The 24,082-nt window shown below is 71.9% G+C and carries 20 protein-coding genes; 9 read left to right on the forward strand and 11 right to left on the reverse strand.

Going from position 1 to position 24,082, the window contains the following annotated elements; translation table 11 throughout:
* Positions 1–2: 2 nt before the first annotated feature.
* From MXD61_RS23090 to MXD61_RS23105, 4 genes are all read left to right on the forward strand, one after another.
* Positions 3–545: a helix-turn-helix domain-containing protein gene (locus MXD61_RS23090; protein ID WP_163548766.1), complete on the forward strand. Its 543-nt coding sequence runs from the start codon at positions 3–5 to the stop codon at positions 543–545.
* A gap of 67 nt (positions 546–612) precedes the next feature.
* Positions 613–1,713, forward strand: coding sequence for an ABC transporter ATP-binding protein (locus MXD61_RS23095; protein WP_248815521.1), 1,101 nt, complete (start codon positions 613–615; stop codon positions 1,711–1,713).
* A gap of 59 nt (positions 1,714–1,772) precedes the next feature.
* On the forward strand, positions 1,773–2,498 hold the full coding sequence (locus tag MXD61_RS23100) for an ABC transporter permease (protein ID WP_248815548.1): 726 nt from the start codon (positions 1,773–1,775) through the stop codon (positions 2,496–2,498).
* Positions 2,499–3,035: 537 nt separating this feature from the next.
* Positions 3,036–4,133: a heme A synthase gene (locus MXD61_RS23105; protein ID WP_248815522.1), complete on the forward strand. Its 1,098-nt coding sequence runs from the start codon at positions 3,036–3,038 to the stop codon at positions 4,131–4,133.
* A 786-nt stretch (positions 4,134–4,919) separates the two neighbouring features.
* On the opposite strand, the gene MXD61_RS23110 is transcribed toward MXD61_RS23105, so the two are convergent.
* Positions 4,920–5,789: a heme o synthase gene (locus MXD61_RS23110; RefSeq protein WP_248815549.1), complete on the reverse strand. Its 870-nt coding sequence runs from the start codon at positions 5,787–5,789 to the stop codon at positions 4,920–4,922.
* A 163-nt stretch (positions 5,790–5,952) separates the two neighbouring features.
* Between MXD61_RS23110 and MXD61_RS23115 the strand changes: the two genes are divergently transcribed.
* The 5 genes from MXD61_RS23115 (at position 5,953) to pgl (ending at position 11,967) form a co-directional block, all read left to right on the forward strand.
* On the forward strand, positions 5,953–6,507 hold the full coding sequence (locus MXD61_RS23115) for a hypothetical protein (RefSeq protein ID WP_248815523.1): 555 nt from the start codon (positions 5,953–5,955) through the stop codon (positions 6,505–6,507).
* 743 nt (positions 6,508–7,250) lie between these two features.
* Positions 7,251–8,366, forward strand: coding sequence for a transaldolase (gene tal / locus MXD61_RS23120; RefSeq protein ID WP_248815524.1), 1,116 nt, complete (start codon positions 7,251–7,253; stop codon positions 8,364–8,366).
* A gap of 31 nt (positions 8,367–8,397) precedes the next feature.
* Positions 8,398–9,927, forward strand: a complete 1,530-nt coding sequence (gene zwf / locus MXD61_RS23125) for a glucose-6-phosphate dehydrogenase (RefSeq protein ID WP_248815525.1) — start codon at positions 8,398–8,400, stop codon at positions 9,925–9,927.
* Positions 9,928–10,027: 100 nt separating this feature from the next.
* Positions 10,028–11,194, forward strand: a complete 1,167-nt coding sequence (locus MXD61_RS23130) for a glucose-6-phosphate dehydrogenase assembly protein OpcA (RefSeq protein ID WP_248815526.1) — start codon at positions 10,028–10,030, stop codon at positions 11,192–11,194.
* Complete coding sequence (pgl, locus tag MXD61_RS23135) at positions 11,191–11,967, forward strand: 6-phosphogluconolactonase (RefSeq protein WP_248815527.1); 777 nt, start codon at positions 11,191–11,193, stop codon at positions 11,965–11,967. Before MXD61_RS23130 ends, pgl begins: the two co-directional genes overlap by 4 nt.
* 149 nt (positions 11,968–12,116) lie before the next feature.
* Here the strand turns inward: pgl and MXD61_RS23140 are convergent, their stop codons facing one another.
* The 10 genes from MXD61_RS23140 to yvcK form a co-directional block, all read right to left on the reverse strand.
* Positions 12,117–12,503, reverse strand: coding sequence for an SHOCT domain-containing protein (locus MXD61_RS23140; RefSeq protein WP_163550755.1), 387 nt, complete (start codon positions 12,501–12,503; stop codon positions 12,117–12,119).
* Between the two features lie 150 nt (positions 12,504–12,653).
* Positions 12,654–14,441, reverse strand: a complete 1,788-nt coding sequence (locus MXD61_RS28190; RefSeq protein ID WP_308222826.1) for a serine/threonine-protein kinase — start codon at positions 14,439–14,441, stop codon at positions 12,654–12,656.
* Positions 14,442–14,554: 113 nt separating this feature from the next.
* Positions 14,555–14,890 (reverse strand): RNA polymerase-binding protein RbpA, encoded by a 336-nt coding sequence (locus MXD61_RS23150; protein ID WP_163550672.1) that lies wholly within the window; start codon positions 14,888–14,890, stop codon positions 14,555–14,557.
* 283 nt (positions 14,891–15,173) lie between these two features.
* Positions 15,174–16,937 carry an ABC transporter substrate-binding protein gene (locus MXD61_RS23155; protein WP_248815528.1) on the reverse strand — a complete coding sequence of 588 codons (1,764 nt, stop codon included), beginning with the start codon at positions 16,935–16,937 and terminating at the stop codon, positions 15,174–15,176.
* A gap of 56 nt (positions 16,938–16,993) precedes the next feature.
* Complete coding sequence (gene secG / locus MXD61_RS23160) at positions 16,994–17,224, reverse strand: preprotein translocase subunit SecG (RefSeq protein ID WP_163550674.1); 231 nt, start codon at positions 17,222–17,224, stop codon at positions 16,994–16,996.
* Positions 17,225–18,266: 1,042 nt separating this feature from the next.
* A complete protein-coding gene (tpiA, locus tag MXD61_RS23165; RefSeq protein WP_248815529.1) occupies positions 18,267–19,106 on the reverse strand; it encodes a triose-phosphate isomerase in 840 nt (279 codons plus the stop codon).
* 26 nt (positions 19,107–19,132) lie between these two features.
* Positions 19,133–20,335, reverse strand: a complete 1,203-nt coding sequence (gene pgk, locus MXD61_RS23170; RefSeq protein ID WP_163548980.1) for a phosphoglycerate kinase — start codon at positions 20,333–20,335, stop codon at positions 19,133–19,135.
* Between the two features lie 130 nt (positions 20,336–20,465).
* On the reverse strand, positions 20,466–21,473 hold the full coding sequence (gap, locus tag MXD61_RS23175; protein ID WP_248815530.1) for a type I glyceraldehyde-3-phosphate dehydrogenase: 1,008 nt from the start codon (positions 21,471–21,473) through the stop codon (positions 20,466–20,468).
* Between the two features lie 523 nt (positions 21,474–21,996).
* Positions 21,997–22,974, reverse strand: a complete 978-nt coding sequence (gene whiA, locus MXD61_RS23180; protein ID WP_175084492.1) for a DNA-binding protein WhiA — start codon at positions 22,972–22,974, stop codon at positions 21,997–21,999.
* Positions 22,975–22,988: 14 nt separating this feature from the next.
* Positions 22,989–24,080: a uridine diphosphate-N-acetylglucosamine-binding protein YvcK gene (gene yvcK / locus MXD61_RS23185; protein WP_248815531.1), complete on the reverse strand. Its 1,092-nt coding sequence runs from the start codon at positions 24,078–24,080 to the stop codon at positions 22,989–22,991.
* Positions 24,081–24,082 lie beyond the last annotated feature (2 nt).

A 24,082-nucleotide genomic window follows, 5' to 3' on the forward strand; every position in this document is an offset into this window, starting at 1 on the left:
CTGTGACCGAGGCGGACTACGCCCTGGAGCTCGGCCGCAGGCTTCGTGCGGCGCGCAATCGGCGAGGCATGTCGTTGCTGGACGTCCAGCAGCGCACCCACGGCCGATGGACCGCGGGAACTCTCGGTGCCTATGAACGAGGCTCCCGCACCCTGCGCGTGCACCGCCTCGTCGAGCTCGCCGCGATCTACGATGTGCCGGCGACCCTGCTGGTGCCCCCCGCCATCGACCGGCGTGAGGTCGACCACCTCCCGCCGCTGGTCATCGACCTGCGGCGGCTACGCAAACTGCCGCCGACCCGCACCGGTCCCCTGCGACGTTGGATCGCGATCGTGCAGGTCCTACGTTCGGACAACTCCCGGGACGTGCTCCGGCTGCGCCGCGGTGACCTGCAGTCCCTGTCGCGGCTCTACAGCACCACCCCGGCTGTCCTCTACGAACGACTGCAGGCGTGGGGCGCCCTGGTGGAGCCGAACGAGCCGGCCACGGTCGGCGGGCGCCGCCGCACCACCGTCGCCACCCGCACCCCCCGCCAGCGGATCTGACCCGATGCGCCGCCCCGGAGCGGGGATCAATTCCCCCTTCACCGGACGGGATCCGTAGGATCGCCGAGTGGCCGAGATCCTGGCAGTCAGCGTCGCGGGCCTCGTGAAGACCTATTCCGCGCGCTCCGCGGTCACCCGTACCGGGCCGTCGCGCGCGGATCGGCGACGGGACGGCGGCGCGCGCGGCCGCCGCGCCCGGCGCGGTCCACGCGAGCCTGGTTCCGGCGAGTTCCCCGCGGTCCTCGCACCGCACCCGTCCGAACCGCCCACGTCCGGCCGTGTCGCCGATGGGCGCATCCGGGCGGTCGACGGGCTGTCGTTCAGCGTGCCGGTAGGTTCGGTCACGGCGCTGCTCGGGCCGAACGGCGCCGGCAAGACCACCACCGTGGAGATCTGCGAGGGTTTCCGCGCCGCCGACGCCGGCGAGGTGCGCATCCTCGGCCGGGACCCGATCGCCGACGCCGTCGAGCTGCGCCCCAGGGTCGGCATCATGCTGCAGTCCGGCGGGATGTACCCCGGGGCGCGCGCCGGGGAGATGCTGCGCCTGGTCGCCGCGCACCACCGTGACCCGCTCGACCCCGCCGCCCTGCTCGACCGGCTCGGCCTCACCGACTCCGCCGCCACCCCGTTTCGCCGTCTCTCCGGCGGCCAGCAGCAACGCCTGTCGCTGGCGATGGCCGTCGTCGGCCGCCCCGAACTCGTCTTCCTCGACGAACCCACCGCCGGTCTGGACGTCGCCGGGCGCCGCACCACCTGGGAGCTCATCGAGGAACTGCGAGCCGCCGGGGTCACCGTCGTGCTCACCACACACGCGATGGACGAGGCGGAGCGCCTCGCCGACCAGGTCACCATCATCAACCACGGCCGCGTCGTGGCCACCGGTTCCCCCGCCGAACTCACCCGCGGCGGCGCCGAGGGCCAACTGCGTTTCCGCGCCCCCGCCGGCCTCGACCTCGCCACCCTGCTGCTCGCCCTGCCCGACGGCACCACCGCCAAGGAAAGCCCGTCCGGCCACTACCTGGTGGAGGGCACCGTCGACCCACAACTGCTGGCCGCGGTCACCGCCTGGTGCGCCGGCAACGGCGTGCTCGCCGAGGACCTGCGGGTCGAGCAACGCACCCTGGAGGACGTCTTCGTGGAACTGACCGGTGCGGAGCTGCGCCCGTGACCGCCGCGGGTGCCACGCTGGACCTGCGTCCGGCGCCCGGCGCCGCGAGCCGCGCCCGGATGTTCGCGGCGCAGACCCGACTCGAGCTCGTCCTGACCCTGCGCCGCGGCGAGTCCGTCCTGCTCACGTTGATCATTCCGGTCGGCCTGCTGGCCTTCTTCACCGGCGTGGACGTCCTGCCGCACGACACCGGGCGACCCGTCGACTTCCTCGTGCCCGGCGTCCTGGCATTGGCGATCATGTCGACGGCGTTCACCGGCCAGGCGATCGCCACCGGCTTCGAACGCTCCTACGGCGTGCTCAAACGGCTCGGCGCCACTCCCCTGCCCCGCTCCATCCTGCTCGCCGGCAAGACCACGGCCGTGCTCGCCGTCGAGGTACTGCAGCTCGTCCTGCTCGTCGCCGTCGGTTTCGCACTCGGCTGGAAGCCCTCCGGTGGCGTGGCCGCCGCGCCCTGGGTGCTGCTGCTCCTGGCGCTGGGCACGGCCGCGTTCTCCGGCCTTGGCCTGCTGATGGCCGGGACGCTGCGCGCCGAGGCGACCCTCGCGGCGGCCAACGGCGTCTACCTGTTGCTGCTGCTCATCGGCGGCGTGGTCTTCGCACTGTCCGAACTACCCGGATGGCTGCGGGTCATCGCCGAGGGCCTGCCGACGGCGGCCCTGTCGGACGGACTGCGCCACGTCCTCGCCGACGGCGACGGGCCCGGACTGCGCCCCCTGATCGTGCTGGCCGTGTGGGCCGTCGCCAGCCTGGGCCTCGCCGCCCGCACCTTCCGCTGGGAATAACCGCATCCCCTTCCCCTGGCACACACCCCTTGGCACGCACCCCGGACGACCCTTCGGCCACCCTTTCGGCAGCCCCGCCGGACGACCCTTCGGCAGTCCCTGGATGGCTCCCTTCGACAGCCTCCACGGCTATCGACCACTCTCAGCCATTATCGATCACCCTTGGCCACCATCAACGACCATCGGCCACCCTTGGTGACCATTGACGCCTCTCGGCTACCGTCGATGCCCCTCGCCGTCCGATAAGCCCCGCCGCAGCCCAGATGTCGAGGGTTATTCGGCCGCATGCCGAGGACTGGTCGGAAATCGAGGGCCCCGATCCTCGAACAACCCTCGGCATGCCGCGATCTTGGCCGCGGTCTGGCCGGGATCTGGGGGAGAAGATCGGCCTGGGGGCCGGCGCCCAGAGCGGCAGGTGCACGGGTGCACAGATGGGCGGGTGCCCAGGTGGGCGAGTGCACAGGTGGGCGGGTGGGCGGGTGGGCGGGCGCACGGGTGGGCGTGCGTCGGATGAGGGGGATGGGGGTGGGAGTTACGATGGCAACCGTGTCAGCTTCTACAGCGCGTCGGAGGTTGCCGCTCGTCGGGCGACGCGCGTTTCAGATCGTCACCGCGGCCAATGTCGTCCTGCTGTCGTTGATCGTGGTCAGCGGCGGAGTGGTGCGCCTGAGCGGCTCCGGCCTGGGCTGTCCCACCTGGCCGCAGTGCGGTGACGGGTCGTTCACGCCGCACTCCGAGTACGCGTTGCACGGTGCGATCGAGTTCGGCAACCGGGTGATCGGCCTGGTCGTCGGGGTCGTGGTGCTGATCACCCCGCTGATGGCGCTGCGGCTGCGCGGCGGGCGGCGCCGTGATCTGACCCGGCTGTCGTTCGGGCTGTGGCTTGGCTATCTCGGCCAGGCGGTGCTCGGTGGGATCACGGTGCTCACCAAGCTGCATCCGGCCACGGTGGCGGCGCATTTCCTGCTGTCGATGGTGCTGCTGTGGAACGCGGTCGTGCTGGAGCGCCGGTCCCGGCAGGGGGCAGGTCCGGTGACACCGGCCGTCGCCCCCGCATTGCTGTGGCTGGCCCGACTGCTCGTCGTCGCCGCCGGGGCGGTGCTCGTGCTCGGGACCGTGGTCACGGGCACTGGTCCGCACAGCGGCGACGCCACCCATGGTGCACGGTTCGGCTTCGACATCGTCAATGTCGCCCAACTGCACGCCGACGGCGCGATGCTGCTCACCGGCCTCGCCGCGGCGATGGCCTTCGCCGTGCGGATCACCACGGCCCCCACCGCCGCGCGGCGCGGGTCGCTGGTGCTGTTGGCCACGATCGTCGCCCAGGCCGGGGTCGGGTTCGCCCAGTACTTCCTCGGCATCCCGTCCGGCCTGGTCGCCCTCCACATGACCGGCGCCACCGTGATGTGGATCGCCGCCCTCTACCTGTGGCTCGCCATGGCCCAGCGCCCCGCCCTCGAACCGGCCACCGCCACCGCCAGCGCTGTCAGCGAGCCCCCGGCAGCCAGGAAGGCCGCGGCCGAATCCGCCACGGCTGGCGTGGTGGCCGCACCCAGGGCCACGTCCGCGACGTCTCCCGAATCCGCGGCTGACCGTCCGGCAACCCCGGCCCTGTCGGCGAACCTCATCCCCTGACCGTCTGGCCGTCTCAGCCGCTCGGCCGTCTCAGTCAGGCTCCCTCCGCCCCGTCCGAGTCCGGCCGTGTCGCCGCCGGCCGTGTCACTGCCAGCGGCGACACCACCAGTGGCGGCAGCGGCAGCGGTGGCAGTGACGGCAGCGGCAATGACGGGCCAGTTCGCACCGGGTCGGGGGCCAGCCACGGAGCTGTCGGGCCGACGCTCAAAGACACGCGGGTCGTGTTGGACGGTGGTTCACGGCCGCGACCGTCTTGTCTTCTGGGCACGGGCCCGCGTGGCGCCGCGGATAGCGGGTGTCGATGGATCGGCCTCAAACCGGCCGATCGGCCACCCACCCCTTGCCGCTGTTCCCCCAAAGCGGCCCCGAGACAGGCCGAGACAGCCCCGAGACAGGCCCAGGCCCAGGCCAAGCCCAGGCCCGGCCGATGCAAGACGGGGTTCGCGGCAGGGCTCGATGCCCTGGCAGGAACACCCCACGACGACCCGTGCAGCACGCACCCGCCCGAGAGTCGGAACAAAAGCCGTGAAAGCCGCCTGCTCAGGGTCGGGGAAACGGCCCTCCCTCAGGAGAGAGTGGGGCGGTGTCGGTCATGGCCGCGGCGGGCGGTGTCCGGTCGGCGCGGGCCCAGCGACTCGGTCGTCCACGCAGGACGGTCGAGGGCTGACAGCCCGGACTGAGCAGACGAAACGGCCCCGGGCCGGCGTCACGCACGCCGGCCCGGGGCCGTGATTCGTATATCCCAGGGCCGTCCCGATCAGACCTTCGACGGGCGTCCGAGACAGGTCAGACGACGGCGACGATGGCGATCGCGGTGAACAGGAGGGTGAGGTAGGTGATGGACATGTGGAACAGATGCATGGCGCGCGGGTCCTCGCCACGGGCGGTGCGCCGGACGATGCGGTGTGCCTCGACCAGGAACCAGCCGCCGACCGCGATCGCGCTGGCCAGGTAGAACCATCCGGTGTGGGCGACGGGGGCGAGTACCAGGGACACCGCGACCATCCCGTAGGCGTAGAACAGGATGCGGCGCGTCACCGTCTCGGGTGAGGCCACGACCGGAAGCATCGGGATTCCGGCGGCGGCGTAGTCGTCGCGGAACTTCATCGCCAGCGCCCAGAAATGGGGCGGCGTCCAGAAGAAGACGATCGCGAACAGCAGCGCCGCCGACCAGCTCAGTGATCCGGTGACCGCCGACCAGCCGATCAGCACCGGGAAACAACCGGCCGCGCCGCCGATGACGATGTTCGACGGGGTGCGGCGCTTGAGACCAAGTGTGTAGACGAAAACGTAGAACGAGATCGCGCCGAGCGACAGCAGCGCCGACGGCCAGTTCACCAGCAGGCCGAACATGAGCGTCGAGACGATGCCGAGCAGGATGCCGAACACGAGCGCCTCGGTCGGCGTCACGGTGGCGCGGACCAGGGGGCGCTTACGGGTGCGGCCCATCACCTGGTCGATGTCGCGGTCGACGTAGCAGTTGATCGTGTTCGCGCTGCCCGCGGACAGGGTGCCCGCGACCAGGGTCACGACGATGAGCCACACCGACGGCATGCCGCGCTTGGCGAGCATCATCGCCGGCACCGTGGTGATCAGCAGCAGTTCGACCACGCGCAGTTTCATCAGGGCGACGTACGCGCGCGCCTTCGCGTTCAGCGCGCCCAGCACACCCGAACCGGCCCCCGCATCCGGTGCGAGCCGCGCCACCGGGCCGCCCGCGACCGCGAGCGTCCCGACACCACCGGCCACCGCGACGCCAGGAGACACCGACACACCGTTGGACACCGACACACCGTTGGACAGCGTGACGCTCACACCGTTGGACACCTTCACGCCGTTGGACACCTTCACCCCGTTCGACGGGACCATGCTCACCCCGTTGGACGGCTGCACGCTCACACCGTTCGACGGCTTCACGCCGTTCGACAGTTTCGCGCTCACACCGTTGGACAGGGTCGCGCTCACACCGTTGGACACCTTCACCCCGTTCGATGGAGCGACGCTCACCCCGTTGGACGGCTTGACCCCGTTCGACGGCTGCACGCCGTTGGACGGCTTGACGCTCACACCGTTCGAGGACTTCACGCTCACCCCGTTCGACGGCTTCACGCTCACACCGTTGGACGGCTGCGCACTGACCCCGTTGGACGGCTGCACGCTCACACCGTTGGAGGGCTTGACGCTGACCCCGTTGGACGGCTTGGCGCTCACACCGTTGGACGGCTGCACGCTCACACCGTTCGACGGCTCGACACTCACACCGTTCGACGGCGCCAGACTCACACCGGTGGACGGCCTGACGCCGTTGGAGCCCGTCACGGTGGCAGCGGCAGCCGGGTTCGGGGGCTGCGGCTGGACCTGGTGCGGGACCTGACCCGGTTCGGACTGAGCGGCCACGGAGCCAGGAGCGGCCACGGAGCCAGGAGCCACCGCTGGTGACATGTCCGACCGCACCGGGCCGCGTGTGGTGACGCGCCGGCGACGAAGGGCGGCCTCGGTAGACAGAGCGACCTCGCGATCGGCGGGATCGGCGGACGACCCGCACTGGACGGAGCCCCGGTTACGGAGCGCACGGTGTTCTACGACGTGTCGGAGTCTAGCCGTCGGATCGGGGCGCACGCGCGCCGGCCGCGTCTGGATCCCCCTGGGCGGGATGCGGTCTGCCTCACGTCCGGCCCTCGGGGTGCCGGTCGACCCGTCCCGGCTGGGCCGACCGCCCGGGTGGCCCGCCCGACCAGGTGGAAGTTGTGGTGGTGGTCGTCTCGCCGTGGCATCGGTCACGCCCCCCGTCCAGGCCATTTGACCTGGCTGTTCGTCTCATCGCTACCTGGGCGTCACGCAGGCGCACCGTGAGGGATCAGACTGGGATCAGACTGGGATGGCGCAGGCATGGTGGGGTAGGGGCCCAAGGGGTTGGACCGGATGGGCGGGTGCACTGCCCGAGGGCTGCATCCGGCACCGCCCGGCAGGTCTCATCCGGCCGTGTCGCCTCGCGCCAGGCCGGTGTGGGTTCGGCCACCTCGGCCGGATTCACGGATCGTCCCGGCATCACGCACGCCGGGACGAGCTTGAGATCGTGTGAAGGATCCATCGCCGCGGAGAGGAAACACACCACCGATGAGCACTCCCCTGTCCGAGCTCTCGGCCGCCGGAGTGGCGGTCTGGCTGGACGACATCAGCCGTCAGCGACTGCGCACCGGCAATCTCGCCGACCTGGTCGCCACCCGTGATGTCGTCGGTGTGACCAGCAACCCGACGATCTTCCAGAAGGCGATCGGTTCGGGCGATCAGTACTCCGAGCAGCTGCATGACCTGAAGGTCCGTGGCGTCGATGTCGGTGAGGCCGTTCGGGCGATCACCGCGGCCGACGTCCGCGAGGCCTGCGACGTGCTGCGTGGCGTGTACGACGCCAGCGGCGGGGTCGACGGCCGGGTCTCCCTGGAGGTCGACCCCCGACTGGCCCACGACACCGAGCGCACCGTGGCCGAGGCCCGCGCGCTGTGGTGGCTCGTCGACCGGCCGAACCTGTTCATCAAGATCCCGGCCACCCTCGCGGGCCTGCCAGCGATCACCCGGGTGATCTCCGAGGGGATCAGCGTCAACGTCACCCTGATCTTCGGCCTGGAGCGCTACGAGGCGGTGATCGAGGCCTTCCTGACCGGTGTCGAGCAGGCCGTCGCCGCCGGGCGTGACGTCTCCGATCTCGCCTCGGTGGCGTCGTTCTTCGTCAGCCGGGTCGACTCCGAGGTGGACAGCCGCCTCGACAAGATCGGTACGCCGGCGGCGAAGGCCCTGCACGCCAAGGCCGCGATCGCGAACGCGCGCCTGGCCTACGAGCGGTACGAGAAGATCTTCGGCTCGCCCCGCTGGGCGGCACTGGCCGCCAAGGGCGCCAAGGCGCAGCGTCCGCTGTGGGCGTCGACCTCGACGAAGGACCCGTCGCTGCCGGACACGATCTACGTCACCGAGCTGATCGCCCCCGGCACCGTCAACACGATGCCCGAGGCCACGTTGCAGGCGTTCGCCGACCACGGCAGCGTGTCCGGCGAGACGATCCGGCCGAACTACGCCGACGCCCGGGCGGTGTTCGCCGCCCTCGCCACGGTCGGCGTCGACATCGATGATGTCGTGGAGACGCTCGAGGCACAGGGCGTCCAGAAGTTCGAGGACTCGTGGAAGCAGCTGCTCGACACGGTGGCCCAGCAGCTCGGCCGCTCCGATGCCGCCCGCTGACCGGCCCACGACGAACACGAAGGGGGATCGGGTGGCGTCCACGCTGAACTCCAACCCGCTGCGGGATCCGCGCGACCGCAGGCTGCCGCGACTCCCGGACGCCAGCGCCCTCGTGGTGTTCGGCGTGACCGGAGACCTCAGCCGCAAGAAGCTCATCCCGGCCGTGTACGACCTGGCCAACCGCGGTCTGCTGCCGCCGGGGTTCGTCCTGCTCGGCTTCGCCCGGCGCGACTGGGAGCACGGCGACTTCGCCCAGTTCGCCCGCGAATCCGCCGAGAAGGGCGCGCGTACCCCGTTCCGCGCCGAGGTGTGGGACCGCCTGGAGAGCTCGATCCGGTTCGTACCGGGCTCGTTCGACGATGATGTGGCCTTCGACAAGCTCTGCGCCACGCTGGAGGAGCTTGACCGCAGCCACGGTATCGGCGGCAACGCGGCGTTCTACCTGTCCGTCCCGCCGTCGGCGTTCCCGGTCGTGCTCAAGCAGATGCAGCGCACCGGCCTGGCCAACACCGGCGGCGACGCGTGGCGCCGGGTGGTCATCGAGAAGCCGTTCGGGCATGACCTCGGCTCCGCCCGCGAGCTGAACTCGCTGGTGGACGACGTGTTCACACCGGCCGGGGTGTACCGGATCGACCACTACCTCGGCAAGGAGACGGTACAGAACCTGTTCGCGCTGCGCTTCGCGAACACGTTGTTCGAACCGATCTGGAACTCGCAGTTCGTCGACTCGGTGCAGATCACCATGGCCGAGGATGTCGGCATCGGCACCCGGGCCGGGTTCTACGACGAGACCGGTGCCGCCCGCGACGTCCTGCAGAACCACCTGCTGCAACTGCTGGCGCTCACCGCGATGGAGGAGCCGGTCAGCTTCAGCGCGGAGACCATCCGCACCGAGAAGATCAAGGTTCTGCGCGCGGTGTCGCTGCCGGACGACCTCGCCCGCTACGCGGTGCGCGGTCAGTACGAGCAGGGCTGGCTCGCGGGCGAGCGGGTCGCCGGCTACCTGGACGAGAAGGACATCCCAGCGGACTCGCGGACCGAGACCTACGCGGCGGTGCGCCTGGGCATCGAGACCCGGCGCTGGGCTGGTGTGCCGTTCTACCTGCGCACCGGCAAGCGGCTGCCGCGGCGGGTCACCGAGATCGCGATCGTGTTCAAGAAGGCGCCGCACCTGCCCTTCGACCAGACCGACACGGCCGAACTCGGCAACAACCAGCTCGTCATCCGGGTGCAGCCGGACGAGGGTGTCACGCTGAAGTTCGGTTCCAAGGTGCCGGGCTCGGCGATGGAGGTCCGCGACGTCGCGATGGACTTCCTGTTCGGCGAGGCGTTCACCGAGGCGCTACCCGAGGCCTACGAGCGGCTCATCCTGGACGTCCTGCTCGGCGACGCGACGCTGTTCCCGAACAACGCCGAGGTCGAGGAGTCGTGGCGGATCATCGACCCGCTCGAGGAGCACTGGGCGAGCACCACCCCGTTCCGGTACCGGGCGGGCAGCTGGGGTCCCACGGCCGCCGACGAGATGCTCGCCCTCGACAGCCGCCGCTGGCGGCGCCCATGATCGCCGCCGGGCATCCCACCGTCTCCGGACGCACCTTTGGACGCACCTTCGGACGTTCGTCCCGGGCGCAGTGCCGTCGCTGGGCGGAGAGGAGCATCTCGTGACCACACTGTGGGACACCACCGGATCCGATGTGGTCAAGGCGCTCGCGGCCGAACGGCGTGCGGCCGGGGCCCTCGCCTTCGGTCTGGCGCTCACCCTCGTCGCCGTCGTCGACGAGAAGAACGTCCGCGAGGCCGAGGCCGCGGCGACCCAGGCGGCGTCCGCGCATCCGTGCCGGCTGCTGCTGGTCGTGCGCCGCCAGATCGACGCGCCGCATCCCCGGTTGGACGCGGAGGTGTCGATCGGCGGCCGGCTCGGCCCGGGCGAGGCCGTCGTCATGCGGATGTCCGGACGCCTCGCGCTGCACGCCGAATCGGTCGTGCTGCCCCTGCTCGCCCCGGACGCCCCGGTCGTCACCTGGTGGCATGACGAGCCGCCGGTCCGGATCGCCCACGACCCGCTCGGCGTGTTCGCCGACCGCCGCGTCACCGACGTCTCCCGGGCACCCGACCCGCTGGCCGCCCTCACCCAGCGGGCCACGGACTTCGCCCCGGGCGACACCGACGTCGCGTGGACCCGGCTCTCCCCGTGGCGGACCCTGCTCGCCGCCGCGTTCGACGCGGTCAGCGACCAGCCGACCGCCGTGACGATCAGCGCCGGACGGTCGAACCCGAGCGCCCAGCTGTTCGCCGGCTGGCTGCGCAACCGGCTCGGCGTCGCGGTGACGGTGCGCGAGACCGGTGGCGACGCCACCATCGGCGGCGTCGCCGTCGAACTCGGCAGCGACCGCCTCGCGATCACCCGCACCGACGCCCATTCGGCGACGATCGCCCGTTCCGGTTACCCCGACCGGGTCCTGCCGCTGGTCGAAGGCGGCCTCGGCGAGCTGCTCGCCGAGGAACTGCGTCGCCTCGACGACGACGTCACCTTCGCCGAGGCGCTCGGCACCTGGAGCAACCTGCCGAACCTGGCCGAGCGCAACCCGCATCGCGAGCACATCTGGCGCGACCCGATGCAGCACACCCCGGTCCCCGCCGGCGTGGGCGCGGCCACCGCGGCGGCCCCCACCACCCCCGCCGCGCCCTCGGCGCCGGCTCCCACGCCCCCCTCGGCGCCGACCACACCCGCGGGTGAGGGTCGTCCGGCGGCGGGACGGGCCGCTCCCGGCGCACCGCGCCGCTCGGGGCCGGCCGGGCCGGCCTCGCGGACCAGGGGCGGCGCATGACGGCCGAGCCCTTGCTCGTCCCGCATCCCGACGCGGGCGTTCTCGCCCGGGCCGTCGCCGCCCGGCTGATCACGGCCCTGGTCGACGGGCAGGCCGAGCGCGGCGAGGCGTCGGTCGTCCTGACCGGCGGTGGCATCGGCATCGCGCTGCTGCGCGCGGTGCGGACCAGCCCGGCCTTCGACGCGGTGGACTGGTCGCGGGTCGACGTGTGGTGGGGAGACGAGCGTTTCGTCGCGGCCGACTCCCCGGACCGCAACGAACGCCAGGCCCGGGAGGCGCTGCTCGACCATCTCCCGGTCGATCCCGCCCGGATCTTCCCGATGGGTCACCCGCGTGAGCCGGCCGCCGACGACGCCGCCGCGCTCACGGCCGCCACGGCCGCCGCGGCGCAGTACGCCGAGCTGCTGGCCAGCCGGGCCGCGCCAGGGGCGAACCTGCCCGTCTTCGACGTGGTCCTGCTCGGCCTCGGCCCGGACGGGCACGTCGCGTCGCTGTTCCCGAACCTGCCCGGGGTGACGTCCACCGAGGCGGTCGTGGCCGTCGGGAACAGTCCGAAGCCGCCGCCCGTGCGGATCTCGCTGACGCTGGCGACGATCCAGTCGGCACGTCAGGTGTGGGTGATCGTCGCCGGCGAGGAGAAGGCGCAGGCGGTCGCGGCCGCCTTCGCCGGTGCCGGTCCGATCGAGGTTCCCGCGACCGGTGCCGTCGGCCGGGAGCGCACCCTGTGGCTGGCCGACCGTGCGGCCGCGTCCCGCCTGCCCACAGCCCGCTGACCCGGCCCGCCACGAGCACCGGCACGGCACGGCACAGCACGCACGGCACGCACGGCACGGCAACGGGGCGCACACGGCGCCGCCGCCCGGTGGCCACTGGGGCCAAGGCCCTGGTGGCCACCGGGCGGCGGTGGACAGCCTCCGGTGGGTCAGGTGAGGATCTTCGTCTTGCCGCGCTCGTACTCACCGTCCGAGATGACGCCCTGATCGTGCAGGTGGGCGAGCTTGCCGAGCTCGTCGGCCCGGCTCGTCCCGGCAGCCTCCCGCAGGTAGGACCGCCAGGCCTGCTCGTTACGTTCGGCGGCCGCACGGTTGCGCTCGTGCATGCTGCCGCCCCGGACGATCAGATAGGCGAGCACGCCCACCCAGGGCAGTATGATGATCGCCGCCGTCCAACCGGCCTTGGCCCATCCGGACATGTCGTGGCTACGGAACACATCCGTGATCACCGCGACCAGCAACCAGATCCACAGTACGAACGCGAAGAACCACAACATGTAGAGAAAGACGCTCAACAGCGGGAAGTCAGGATCCATGACCGTACCTCCAGTCGGGCGCGGCAGCTGCCGAACGCCCAGGTCCTGGTAATACCCGCCCAGCCCACCTGCCACGTCTGCGCGCGCCCTCCAGCCCTGAGGCCGGGAGCAGGACCACCGGGATCGACATGTTCGACCCCTGACCGCGCGCTAGTCGCCCACCCGCCGGAGCACGGCATGGCCGGAGGAGGCCAGCGGGGACGCGGTGTAGCTGAACCTGACCGTGCCATCGGGCAGCGGGGTCAGCACGTCGACATCCACCTCGGTGCACGACAGCGATCCGTTGGTGAGCCGCTCGCGAAAGCGGGCCGAGGTGGCGCCGCGTCCATCAGCGCTGATCGCGACCTCGTGGCTGCTTGGATCGTCATCGGCGCCCGTCGAGATCAGCACCAGGTCGCTGGTGCATCCGTCACGAGGATTGCGGGCGGTACCCACCGCCTCGCCGGCCCGTCCCGCCCGCAGCGTCACCGTGAGCGGAAAGGTGAGCGGTCCCTGCGTGACGGTGCCCTGCCAGCGTCCGATCAGGCCCGCCGGCACCGTGGCCGTGGCCGCCGACGAAGGGACGGGTGCCGCCCTGGTGGCGGGTGCTGGCGAAGGTGCGGACCCGCTGGCCGGCGCCGGCGCCGGCGCCACGCTGGCGCTCGGTCGCTGGCGATCGGCACCGGCGGGCTGCCCATCGTCACCGAACAGCGCGAGGCCACCCGCGACGAGCGCCGCCACGATCACCGCGCCGGCAAGCAGCCATCGACCCGACCACCGCACCCGGCCCTGCCCTGGTCGCGCGGCTCCCCCCGGCTCCTCCGCTCCCCCGGCAGCGCCCCCCGCATCCCGGACGACCTCCCCCGCCAGCGCTGACCGTCCCGCCGCCGCAAGCTCGTGGTCAGGCGCCCTGGACCCCGACGCGGCGATGATCGAGGAACCGGACCCGGCGGCCGCACCGGGACCGGAGGACGACGAGCGGGCCCACCGCAGGAGAGCCTCGGCGCCCTGGGCGTCCAGCCGGGTGGCCGGGGTCTTGGCGAGCAGGCCGGCGAGCGGATGGGCGAGCGGACCGGCGCGGGTGAACGCGGGTGGTTCGGATCCGACGACGGCGCCGATGGTGGTCGGCAGGTCCTCGCGGGCGAACGGCGAACGGCCCTCGACGGCGAAGTACAGGCTCGCACCGAGGGAGAACAGATCACCGGAGAGCGTCGCGATGCCGTTGACGAGACGTTCGGGCGCCGAGTAGGCGGGTGTGCCGCCGCGGCTGAGCAGACGCTCCACGGCGACCAGGACGAGCGGTCCGGCCGCCTCGGCCCGCGTGGAGCGGTCAGGGATGGTCGGGTCGCCGGCCTGCGCGGCGATACCGAAGTCGGTCAGCAGCACACGCCCGTCGTGGGCCAGCAGGATGTTGGACGGTTTCACATCCCGGTGCAGCACCCCGAGGCGCTGCCCGGCGACGAGGGCGTCCAGCACGGCGAGGCCGATCTCGGCGACGCGGGCGACGGCGAGTGGTCCGTGCCGTTCGACGGTGGCCGCCAGGGTGTCGGCCGGCACGTGTTCCATGACGATCCACGGGAGACCGTCGTGTTCGACGGCGTCGTGGACGGTGACGACATGCGGGTTGCCGCGCAGCCGCGCGGCCGTGCGGGCCTCCCGCATCGCCGCCGCCATCTGCCCGGCGCGCTCGGCGTCGTCGAGGTCCGCCGGGAAGCGGATCTCCTTGAGCGCGACGTCGACCCGTAACAGCTCGTCGTGGGCATGCCAGACCGTGCCCATCCCACCGGCGCCAAGCCAGACGCCCAGCCGGTAACGCCCCGCGACCAGCCGCCCGCCGCCATCGCCGCCAGTCGCTTCGACCGCTTCGACCGTGCCAGTCGGCCCGACCACGCCAGCCGGCCCGACCACGCCGGCCGTTTCGTGACCGCTCTGGCCGGCCGCGTCCGGCTCAGTCACCACGCCAGCGCCATCCGCTGGGAGCGGCCCAGCCGCAGCCGCACCCAGCCGACCCGCATCGGGTGGGATCGCACCCGATCAGACATCGCACCCGGTCAGGCACGCACCCGATCAGGCTAGGAGGCACCCCGCAACTTCGCGAGGGCCTCAGCGAGGATCGCCTCACCGTCCTTCTCGTTGCGCCGCTCCCGGACGTACGCGAGATGCGTCTTGTACGGCTCGGTGCGAGGCGGGGCGGGGGTGTTCTCCCGGTCCCGGCCTGCCGGCAGCCCGCAGCTCGGGCAGTCCCATGTCTCGGGTACCGCCGCGTCCGCCGCGAACGACGGCTTGGTCTCGTGTTCGTTCGCGCACCAGAAGGAGATGCGCTGGCGGGGCGCAGTTTCGCCCCGCTCGGCCTCTCCCATTGGTCCGGCCCCGACCCGGCTCCCCCGAATGGCGTTGCCACCTGCCACGGCCCGCGTACTCCTTCGTCTCGTCCCATGGATTGCAGTTCGCCGACGCCTACCGGCCCCACCCGCCCCGGTGACCACTCACCGTGCGGACGACAGCCAGTCGAGCAAGCCCGACGTTCCCGGCACTCCCCCGGTTGTCCCTCCGGGTACGTCCTGGGGGGAGTGTAGGCCGCCACAGCCCGACGTGGATGCACCGACCACCCCAAGCCGGCCACGCACACCCCGGACGATAACCTCCCGACCCCTACCAGCCCACCACGAGGTCAGCCGGCCCACCACGAGGTCAGCCGGAGCCGAGCGAGACGGCGGTGGGGTCGGCGGTGCCGATCGAGGGGACGATCGCGAACGTCGTGATGTTGGCGCTGTGCATCACCGGGGCGTGCACGACGACCAGGGGGATCACCGCGGCGCTGCCGACGACGGTCTGCTCGAGCTCCCCCCAGTCGGTGACCGCGTCGGTCTCGGAGGTCGCGCGCAGCGCGGCGTCCAGCTGCCGGCCAGCGGCGAGCTCACGGTAGCCGCCGTCAGCCGGCCGGGGGCCCACCCAGGTCTCGTCGAGCAGCGGCTGGAAGACCGTACGGCCGGCGTCGCCGTACCAGGCCGGGGTGATTCTGGTCAGTGCCAGGTCCCAGAACTGGCCGCGGGGCGCCACGGCGGCGGTGGTGTACCGGTCGCCCGTGCGAATCCGCACGTCCAGGCGGATCCCGGCGCGCGCGAACGCCGCCCGCAGGGCCTCGGCGACCGCGGCGTCCGCGGGACTGTCCGAGGTCAGCAGCGACAGGGCCGTCACGGGTCCGCCCGGGGTGGTGCTCAGCGCCTCCCGGCATCGCTGCGGGTCACCACCGTCCCCGGTGTCCGGGAACGGGTCGAGGTCACTGAAACCGGTCATCGGCTCCTGCAACAGCCCGGTGGACGCGGTCGCGAGCTCCGGCCCGCCGAGCGCGTCCGCGAGTCCCGCGCGGTCCACGCAGTACGGCAGCGCCTGGCGGATCGTCGGTTCGCGCAGCGCCGCCGCGGACGGACCGTTCAGGCCGACGGTCAACGCCACCGTGGTACCGACCTCGTCGAGGGCGAGCCGGTTGTCCCTGGCCTTCGCGAGCTCCTTCGCCCGTGCGGTGGTGAGCACCGGATCGAGGGACATGTCCGCGTCACCGGTCTCGAGTTCCTGCAACATCGCCTCGGACGTCTGACCGTCGGTGATGGTGATGTGGTCGACCAGCGCCCGTCGGATCGCGTCCGAGGACGCGTTCCAGGACGGGTTACGGGCCAGCCGGTAGCCGGGCGTGTCGTCGCGCGCCCCGGTGAACCGGTACGGCCCGGCCGAGATCAGGTTGTGCAGGTACTCCGAGGAGTTCGCCGGGTAGGCCAGCGCCTCCAACGGCGCCGGGGACGCCGCGGGCAGCGCCAGCACGTCGACGAAGTCGTTCACCGGGGCGAGCAGGTGAAAGGCCACCGTGTCGTCGCCGACGATCTCGACGCCCTCGATCGTGGTGCTCTCGATGAACGCCGCGGCATCGTCGACCGGGGTGGCGGCAAGCTCGTCGCAGAACAACCGGAATCCGACGATCGTCGCGGCGAAGTAACCACGCAACGGCGACGGACTCGGCGGTGTGCACAGCCGCTTGATCCCACGGGCGACGTCATTGGCCGTGATCCGGCGCTGGTTCGGCGTGTCCCACCGGGCCGCCGCGCGCAGCCGCACCGTGTACACCAGCCCGTTCTCGGTGACCATCGGTGCGCCGACCGCCAGGTCCGGACGCGGGACCGTCGACCGGGACGGATCCGCGTCGCTCGGATAGCTGTAGAGCTGACGGGTGACCAGGCGGGCCACGGCCTGCTCGGCCGGCGTCGTGGCCCAGCCGGGATCGCCGCTGGGCATTCGCCCCGCGACGATGCGCAGGGTTCCACCGGGCTTGGCGACCGGCGCCGTGGTGGCCGCGGCCACCGCCGTGGGCGTCACGGAACTCGGCGGCTCACCACTGCCCCCACCGCCCCCACCGCCGCAGGCCGCACCCGCGACCAGCGCCAGCGCCGCGGCGAGCGCCACCGCCGCGCTTCGAAACGCCGCCAGCCGATGAAAGCCGCGGCGAGCACGCGGAGAACTCAATTCTTCAGCAGCAGACCGAGACCGATAATGCACACGAACCACACACTGCCCACAATGATCGTCAATCGGTCGAGGTTCTTCTCCACCATCGACGACCCGCCGAGCGACGATGACACGCCACCGCCGAACAGTGTCGAGAGCCCACCGCCCTTCGCCCGGTGCAGCAGTACGAGCAGAATCATCAGAACGCTCGCGACAATCAGGGCGATCGACAGACCGATCGTCATTTCGGACCAGCTCCCGCTCCCAGGGGAGGCGGCAGAGCACCGCCACCCGGTTCAGTCGGGACGCCGCCACCGACGCCGACACCGACGCCGACGGCGCCAGGTCGCGTCCAGCGCCCCGCGTCCACGCTCATCTCACCCACGCTCATCTCACCCGCGGCCATCTCGCCCACGGGTAGAGACCGTCAGATGCGACGTGGTGGGTGATGCTACTCAGTGAAAGTACCGCACCCCCGCACACCGCCAACGCCCTGCGCGACCCGAATGCTCCCGACCACACCACCACCAGCACCACCAGCACCACCCCATCCCACCCCGCCCCTGTCCCCACCCGCCCTCTCCCACCGCCGCACGTCCGCGCCCACCGACGGCCTGGGGAGGCCGACATCCGCGAACGATCCCGCCTCGGCGCCAGGGCGCCCAGCCGCGGGGCAACGACACCGGACCGACACCTGAAGTGATCGCACGGAAGCCCGAAGAAGCCGTGCGGACGGCACGGCGGGACACAGCGGCCGGTCCGGACACAGCGGCCGGCCGGGGCTCGACGGACTCGACGGACTCGACGGGCTCGGCCGCATCGACGGGCTCGGCCAGCCCCCGCCACCAAGTCCACCCTGAACCAGAGCAACGATCACGCTCAGGTATAGAAGCAACCACGCTCGGCGCCGACCCTGCCGCCAGGCATCGGCGACACGCCGGACGCCCGCCAACCGCCGAGGGATGTTCGGCGTGTCGGAGGCCCGACGACCGAACACCCCTCGGCATGACATCAAACAACCCTCGGCATGGCTGGATCACCGCGGCATTCCTTGATCATCTCGGCCAGGGGCCGCGGAACACCGTGATCATCTCGGCCAGCGGGTGCGGCGCACCGTGGTGACCGCGGAACACCGTGATCGTCTCGGCCGGTGGGCGGGGTACACCGTGATCACCTTGGCACACCGGCCGGGGCAGCGCGGGCGACAACGGACCAGCGCCGCCTCGTGTGGTGGACGGGGTCAGAGCGGAAACGGAAACGGAAGCGGACCTCGGGCGTGTCCGGGGATCAGCTGGTGGGGCTGCTGCGGACGATGCCGACGAAGTCATCGGCGAGCAGGCTCGCACCGCCGACCAGGCCGCCGTCGATGTCGGGCATCGTGAACAGCTCGCCGGCGTTGGCCGCCTTGACCGATCCGCCGTAGAGCACCCGGATGCCGGCGGCGATGGTGCCGGTGTAGAGGTCGGCGAGTTTGCCGCGGATGGCGGCGCACATGTCCTGGGCGTCCTGGGCGGAGGCGGTGCGGCCGGTGCCGATGGCCCAGACGGGCTCGTAGGCGATGACGATCGAGGTGGCCTGCTCGGCGGTGATCCCGGCGAGCGAGCCGGCCAGTTGGCCGAGCACGTGCTCGACGTGGGTGCCGGCGACCCGGATCGCCTCGACCTCGCCGACGCACAGGATCGGGGTGATCCCGACGGCGAACGCGGCCTTGGCCTTGGCCGCCACGGTGGCGTCGTCCTCGTGGTGGTCGGCGCGGCGCTCGGAGTGGCCGACGACGACGTACGAGCAGCCAAGCTTCGCGAGCATCGAACCGGCGATGTCGCCGGTGTGCGCGCCCGAGGCGTGCGCGGAGAGGTCCTGCGCGCCGTAGGCGAGCTTCAGTCTGTCGCCGTCGATGAGGGTCTGCACGCTGCGCAGGTCGGTGAACGGCGGGATCACCACGACCTCGACCGCCTCGAGTTCGGCGGGCTTGAGGTCGAAGGCGACCTTCTGTGTCAGCGCGATCGCCTCAAGGTGGTTGAGGTTCATCTTCCAGTTGCCGGCGACCAGCGTCCGGCGACCGCTACCGGTGGTCGGTTTCGCGCTCACGGTTCTACCCTTCTCGGTTCGTCCACGTCCCAGTGCCATGTGCTCGCCCCCGCGGGTGTCGTCGCTCAGACGTCAAGGGCGGCGAGGCCGGGCAGGGCCTTGCCCTCGAGGTATTCGAGGCTGGCACCGCCACCGGTGGAGATGTGGCTGAAGCCGGCGTCGGGGATGCCCAGGGTGCGCACGGCGGCGGCCGAGTCGCCCCCGCCGACGACGGAGAAGCCGGGGCCGGCCGCGATGGCCTCGGCGACCCCGCGGGTGCCCTCGGCGAACGGGGCCAGTTCGAACACGCCCATCGGGCCGTTCCAGAAGACGGTGGCGGCGCCGGCGAGGCGGGCGGCGAACGCGGCGGTGGAGGCGGGGCCGATGTCCAGGCCGAGCCAGCCGTCGGGGATGGCGTCGGCGGCGACGGTGGCGGTGGCGGCGTCGGCGGCGAAGCGGTCGGCGACGACCACATCGGTGGGCAGCACGATCCGGTCGCCGCCCTCGGCCAGCAGCGCCGAGCAGGTGTCGATCATGTCGGCTTCGAGCAGCGAGGCGCCGACGCCGTGACCGAGCGCGGCCAGGAAGGTGAAGCACATGCCGCCGCCGACGAGCAGGGCGTCGACCTTCGGCAGCAGGGCGCGGATCACGCCGAGCTTGTCGGAGACCTTCGAGCCACCGAGCACCACCGCGTACGGGCGGGCCGGGTCGCTGGACAGCCGGCGCAGCACGTCGAGTTCGGCGAGCACGAGGCTGCCGGCGGCGTGTGGCAGGTGCTTGGGCACGTCGACGACGCTGGCGTGCGCGCGGTGCACGGCACCGAAGGCGTCCCCGACGTAGAACTCGGCGAGCGCGGCCAGTTCGTCGGCGAACGCGGCCCGCACGGCGGCGTCCTTGCTGGTCTCACCCGGGTGGAAACGCAGGTTCTCCAGCAGCGCCACCTCGCCGTCGCCGAGGGCGGCGACGACCTTGCGGGCGTGCGCGCCGGCGATGTCGCCGCTACCGTCGCCGGCGAAGGTGACCGGGCGTCCGAGCAGTTCGGCCAGCCGGGCGGCGACGGGTTCGAGGGAGTACTTCGCGTCCGGTTCGCCCTTGGGCCGACCCAGATGGGAGGTGACGATCACACGCGCGCCCCGGTCGAGCAGCGCGGTGATCGTCGGGAGGCTCGCCCGGACCCGGCCGTCGTCGGTGATGCGCGGGGTGTCTCCCGTGCGGTCCAGCGGGACGTTGAGGTCGCAGCGGACCAGAACACGGTGCCCGGCGACCTGTAGGTCGTCGATCGTCCTCACTCTGTGTTACTCCAGGGTTCGGGCCGGCGGGCCGGCGACGACGGACGGGCGGCAGTGACGCGGCGGGCCCGGTCGGACCGGGCCCGGCCGCGTGAACGAGCGAGGTGCGCGAACGAAGTGGACGAACGAGCTAGAGGCGGGCGCCGACGAGCGCGGTCAGGTCGACCAGGCGGTTGGAGTAGCCCCACTCGTTGTCATACCAGCCGATGACCTTGACCTGGTTGCCGGCGGACATCGTCAGCAGCGAGTCGAAGGTGCAGGAGGCCGGGGTGTTGACGATGTCGGAGGAGACGATCGGGTCCTCGGTGTAGACGAGGTAACCCTTGAGCGGACCCTCGGCCGCCGCCTTGAACGCCGCGTTGACCTGCTCCTTGCTGGCCGGCTTCGCCAGCGTCGCGACGAGGTCGGTGACCGAGCCGTCGAGCACCGGCACGCGCATGGCCAGACCGTCCAGCTTGCCCTTGAGCTGCGGCAGGACGAGCGAGGTGGCCTTGGCGGCACCGGTGGTGGTCGGGATGATGTTCTGCGCGGCGGCCCGGGCCCGGCGCAGGTCCGAGTGCGGGAAGTCCAGGATGACCTGGTCGTTGGTGTAGGCGTGCACCGTGGTCATCAGGCCCTGGACGATGCCGAACGCCTCGTCGAGGACCTTCGCCATCGGCGCCACGCAGTTGGTGGTGCAGGAGGCGTTGGACAGGATGTGCTGCGTGGCCGGGTCGTAGGTGTCGTCGTTGACACCCATGACGATGGTGATGTCCTCGTCCTTGGCCGGCGCCGAGATGATGACCTTCTTCGCGCCCGCCTGCAGGTGCTGGGCCGCGTCGGCGGCCTTGGTGAAGCGGCCGGTGGACTCGATCACGATGTCGACACCGAGCTCGCCCCACGGCAGCGCGGCCGGGTTACGCTCGGCGAGCACCTTGATCACCGAGTCGCCGACCCTGATGCCACCGTCGGTGACGCTGACCGGCGCGGCCAGCGTGCCCAGCGTCGTGTCGTACTTCAGCAGATGCGCGAGCGTCTTGCTGTCGGTCAGGTCGTTGACGGCGACGATCTCGAGGTCGTTCCGCTTGCTCGCCGCGAGCGCCCGCCAGAAGTTACGGCCAATCCGCCCGAAGCCGTTGACACCCACCCTTGTCGCCACGTCCTGAACTCTCCCTACCGTCGTGTGTCTCGTCGTTTTGACCGTCACGACACCGTTGCGCCATGACGCCGTTCGGTATGACGTTGTCGAGGGAGGAGCCTAACGAGTTCGCACATCATCGGCCGCAATCCGAACCGTGCGGTGTTGGTCTCCTCACACATGGCCGCATTTCCGTCACCCAGGACGATCGCGGACCAACGGCACCGGGCCGCCACCGCCGATCGGCCCCCACCCTGCTCGGACGGACCCCGAGCCAGCGACGATCCGATCCGCGGACCGACCGTGGCCGGGCCCGGCCGCCCGGCGGACAGCCCGGACAGGGGCCACCACCCCGCCCCCTGTGGGCGATCACGATGGTGCCATCCCGGCACATTATTCCACCGCCGGTCGGGCCTGTTGATCAGCCTGGCGTGGCGTTGTCGGCCATGGTCCGGACCGGTCCCGACCGGACTCGTCAGGAGCACAATTCCGCGAACAAAGATCGAACGGAATGCCCGAAATGGACCGAATGACACGGGGCTTGTCAGGCGTTCTCCAGCAGATCCGGTGAGACGCTCGCCTCCGTGTTCGGGATACCCAGGGCGTTCGCCCGCTTGTCGGCGAGCGCCAGCAGCCGACGAATCCGCCCGGCCACCGCGTCCTTGGTCAACGGCGGGTCGGCGAGCGCACCCAGTTCCTCCAGGGAGGCCTGGGCATGCTCGAGACGTAGCCGTCCCGCGGCCAGCAGGTGCTCGGGGGCGTCCTGACCGAGGATGCGCATCGCGGCCTGGACCCGGGCCCCGGCCGCGACCGCCGCTCGCGCCGACCGACGCAGGTTCGCGTCGTCGAAGTTGGCCAGTCGGTTCGCGGTCGCCCGGACCTCCCGGCGCATCCGCCGTTCCTCCCAGGCCAGCAGGCTGTCGTGCGCCCCGATCCGGGTCAGCAGCGCCCCGATCGCGTCCCCGTCGCGGATCACCACCCGGTCCACCCCGCGCACATCGCGGCTCTTGGCCTGCACACCGAGCCGCCGCGCCGCGCCGACCAGCGCCAGCGCCGCCTCCGGCCCGGGCGAGGTGACCTCCAACGAGCAGGACCGCCCCGGTTCGGTGAGCGACCCGTGGGCGAGGAACGCGCCCCGCCAGGCCGCCGCGGCGTCACAGGCCGAACCGGTGACGACCTGCGGCGGCAGCCCGCGCACGGGCCGGCCACGCTGGTCGAGCAGCCCGGTGGAGCGGGCCAGCTGTTCTCCGTCGCGTTCGACCCGCACGATGTAACGCACCGAGCGCCGCAACCCGCCCGCGGCGAGCACCGCCACAGTGGACGGGAAGCCGAACACCTCGGCGACCTCCCGGCGCAGCCGCCGCGCGGTCGCCCCCGTATCCAGCTCCGCCTCGACGACGATCCGACCCCCGACGATGTGCAGACCGCCGCCGAAACGCAGCAACGCCGCCATCTCAGCCCGCCGGCAGCAGGGTTTAGCGACCCGCAACCGACTCAGTTCATCCTTGACGGTGGCCGTCATCGCCGCCACACCGATCACTCCTTGGCTTCACCAGATGAGGTCCGGCGGACGGCTCCGCCAGACGAAGGGCACCCGGACCGGGCGGCCCCGCCGACCGCCACCGCGGTCGTCTGCCGGGCCGAGTGCCTCGGATCTCCGTCCGCGAACACCGCCTGGAAGGCGGCCGCGAGCCGGATCGGATCGTGGATGGGCGCGCCGGGCACCCGTACCGGCGCCAGGTGCAGCCGGGCGCCCAGCAGAGCGGCCGCGGCCGCGAGCGGGGCGGGATCGGGCACCGCGGTGGGATCGGCGAGCACCACGTCCAGACGCAGTCCGGGCACGTGCCGGCGCAGCGCGTCGAGATGGGCCTGCGGGGTGTAACCGGCGGTCTCCCCTGGCTGCGCTGCCAGGTTCAGCACCATGAGCGTACGTCCGCGCGCCGAGGCGATCGCCTGACGCATCCCGGGCACCAGCAGATGCGGCAGCATGCTGGTGTAGAGCGAGCCCGGGCCGAGTACCAGCCAGTCCGCCGCCCGGGCGGCCGCCACCGCCTCCGGGCAGGGCACCGGTGCGGCCGGCGCGACCCGCAGTCCCACCACCCGGCCGGTCGTGGTGGCCACCGCCGCCTGCCCGCGGACCTCGGCGGTCACCTCCGGCTCGCGCGGATCAAGCCCGGCGACATCGGCGACGATGTCGATACCCGCCGTCGCCAGCGGCAGCACCCGGCCCCGTACCCCGAGCAGCGCGGCGGCCAGGTCCAGGGCTGCCACCGGCGATCCGGTGCGTTCGGCGAGGCCGGTGAGCACCAGGTTCCCGACCGCGTGTCCGGCCAGCGGACCGGGCCCGCCGAACCGGTGCTGGAACAGGTCAGCCCAGGTCGCCGGGTCACCGTCGGCGCCGGCGAGGGCCGCCAGCGCCATCCGCAGATCGCCCATGGGCAGGGCGCCGAGCTCACTGCGCAGCCGTCCCGACGAACCACCGTCATCACCGACGGTCACTACCGCGGTCAGGGCCGGGGTCAGTCGGCGCAGTGCCGCCAGGGAGGCGGCCAGACCGTGCCCGCCACCGAAGGCGACCACCGCCGGTGGCAGTCGGGCCTCGTCGTCCTCGTCGTCGAAACGGCTCACGC

It is taken from the genome of Frankia sp. AgPm24, from assembly GCF_023243055.1.
Lineage (GTDB): Bacteria > Actinomycetota > Actinomycetes > Frankiales > Frankiaceae > Frankia > Frankia umida.

Bases quoted from the DNA above. Each gene is read 5' to 3' on its own strand.
- whiA (WP_175084492.1), bottom strand. From the start codon at position 22,974: ATGACGGCCACCGTCAAGGATGAACTGAGTCGGTTGCGGGTCGCTAAA.
- MXD61_RS23105 (WP_248815522.1), top strand. From the start codon at position 3,036: ATGGCAACCGTGTCAGCTTCTACAGCGCGTCGGAGGTTGCCGCTCGTC.
- pgl (WP_248815527.1), top strand. From the start codon at position 11,191: ATGACGGCCGAGCCCTTGCTCGTCCCGCATCCCGACGCGGGCGTTCTC.
- tal (WP_248815524.1), top strand. From the start codon at position 7,251: ATGAGCACTCCCCTGTCCGAGCTCTCGGCCGCCGGAGTGGCGGTCTGG.
- MXD61_RS23100 (WP_248815548.1), top strand. From the start codon at position 1,773: ATGTTCGCGGCGCAGACCCGACTCGAGCTCGTCCTGACCCTGCGCCGC.
- tpiA (WP_248815529.1), bottom strand. From the start codon at position 19,106: ATGGCACTGGGACGTGGACGAACCGAGAAGGGTAGAACCGTGAGCGCG.
- secG (WP_163550674.1), bottom strand. From the start codon at position 17,224: ATGACGATCGGTCTGTCGATCGCCCTGATTGTCGCGAGCGTTCTGATG.
- MXD61_RS23140 (WP_163550755.1), bottom strand. From the start codon at position 12,503: ATGGATCCTGACTTCCCGCTGTTGAGCGTCTTTCTCTACATGTTGTGG.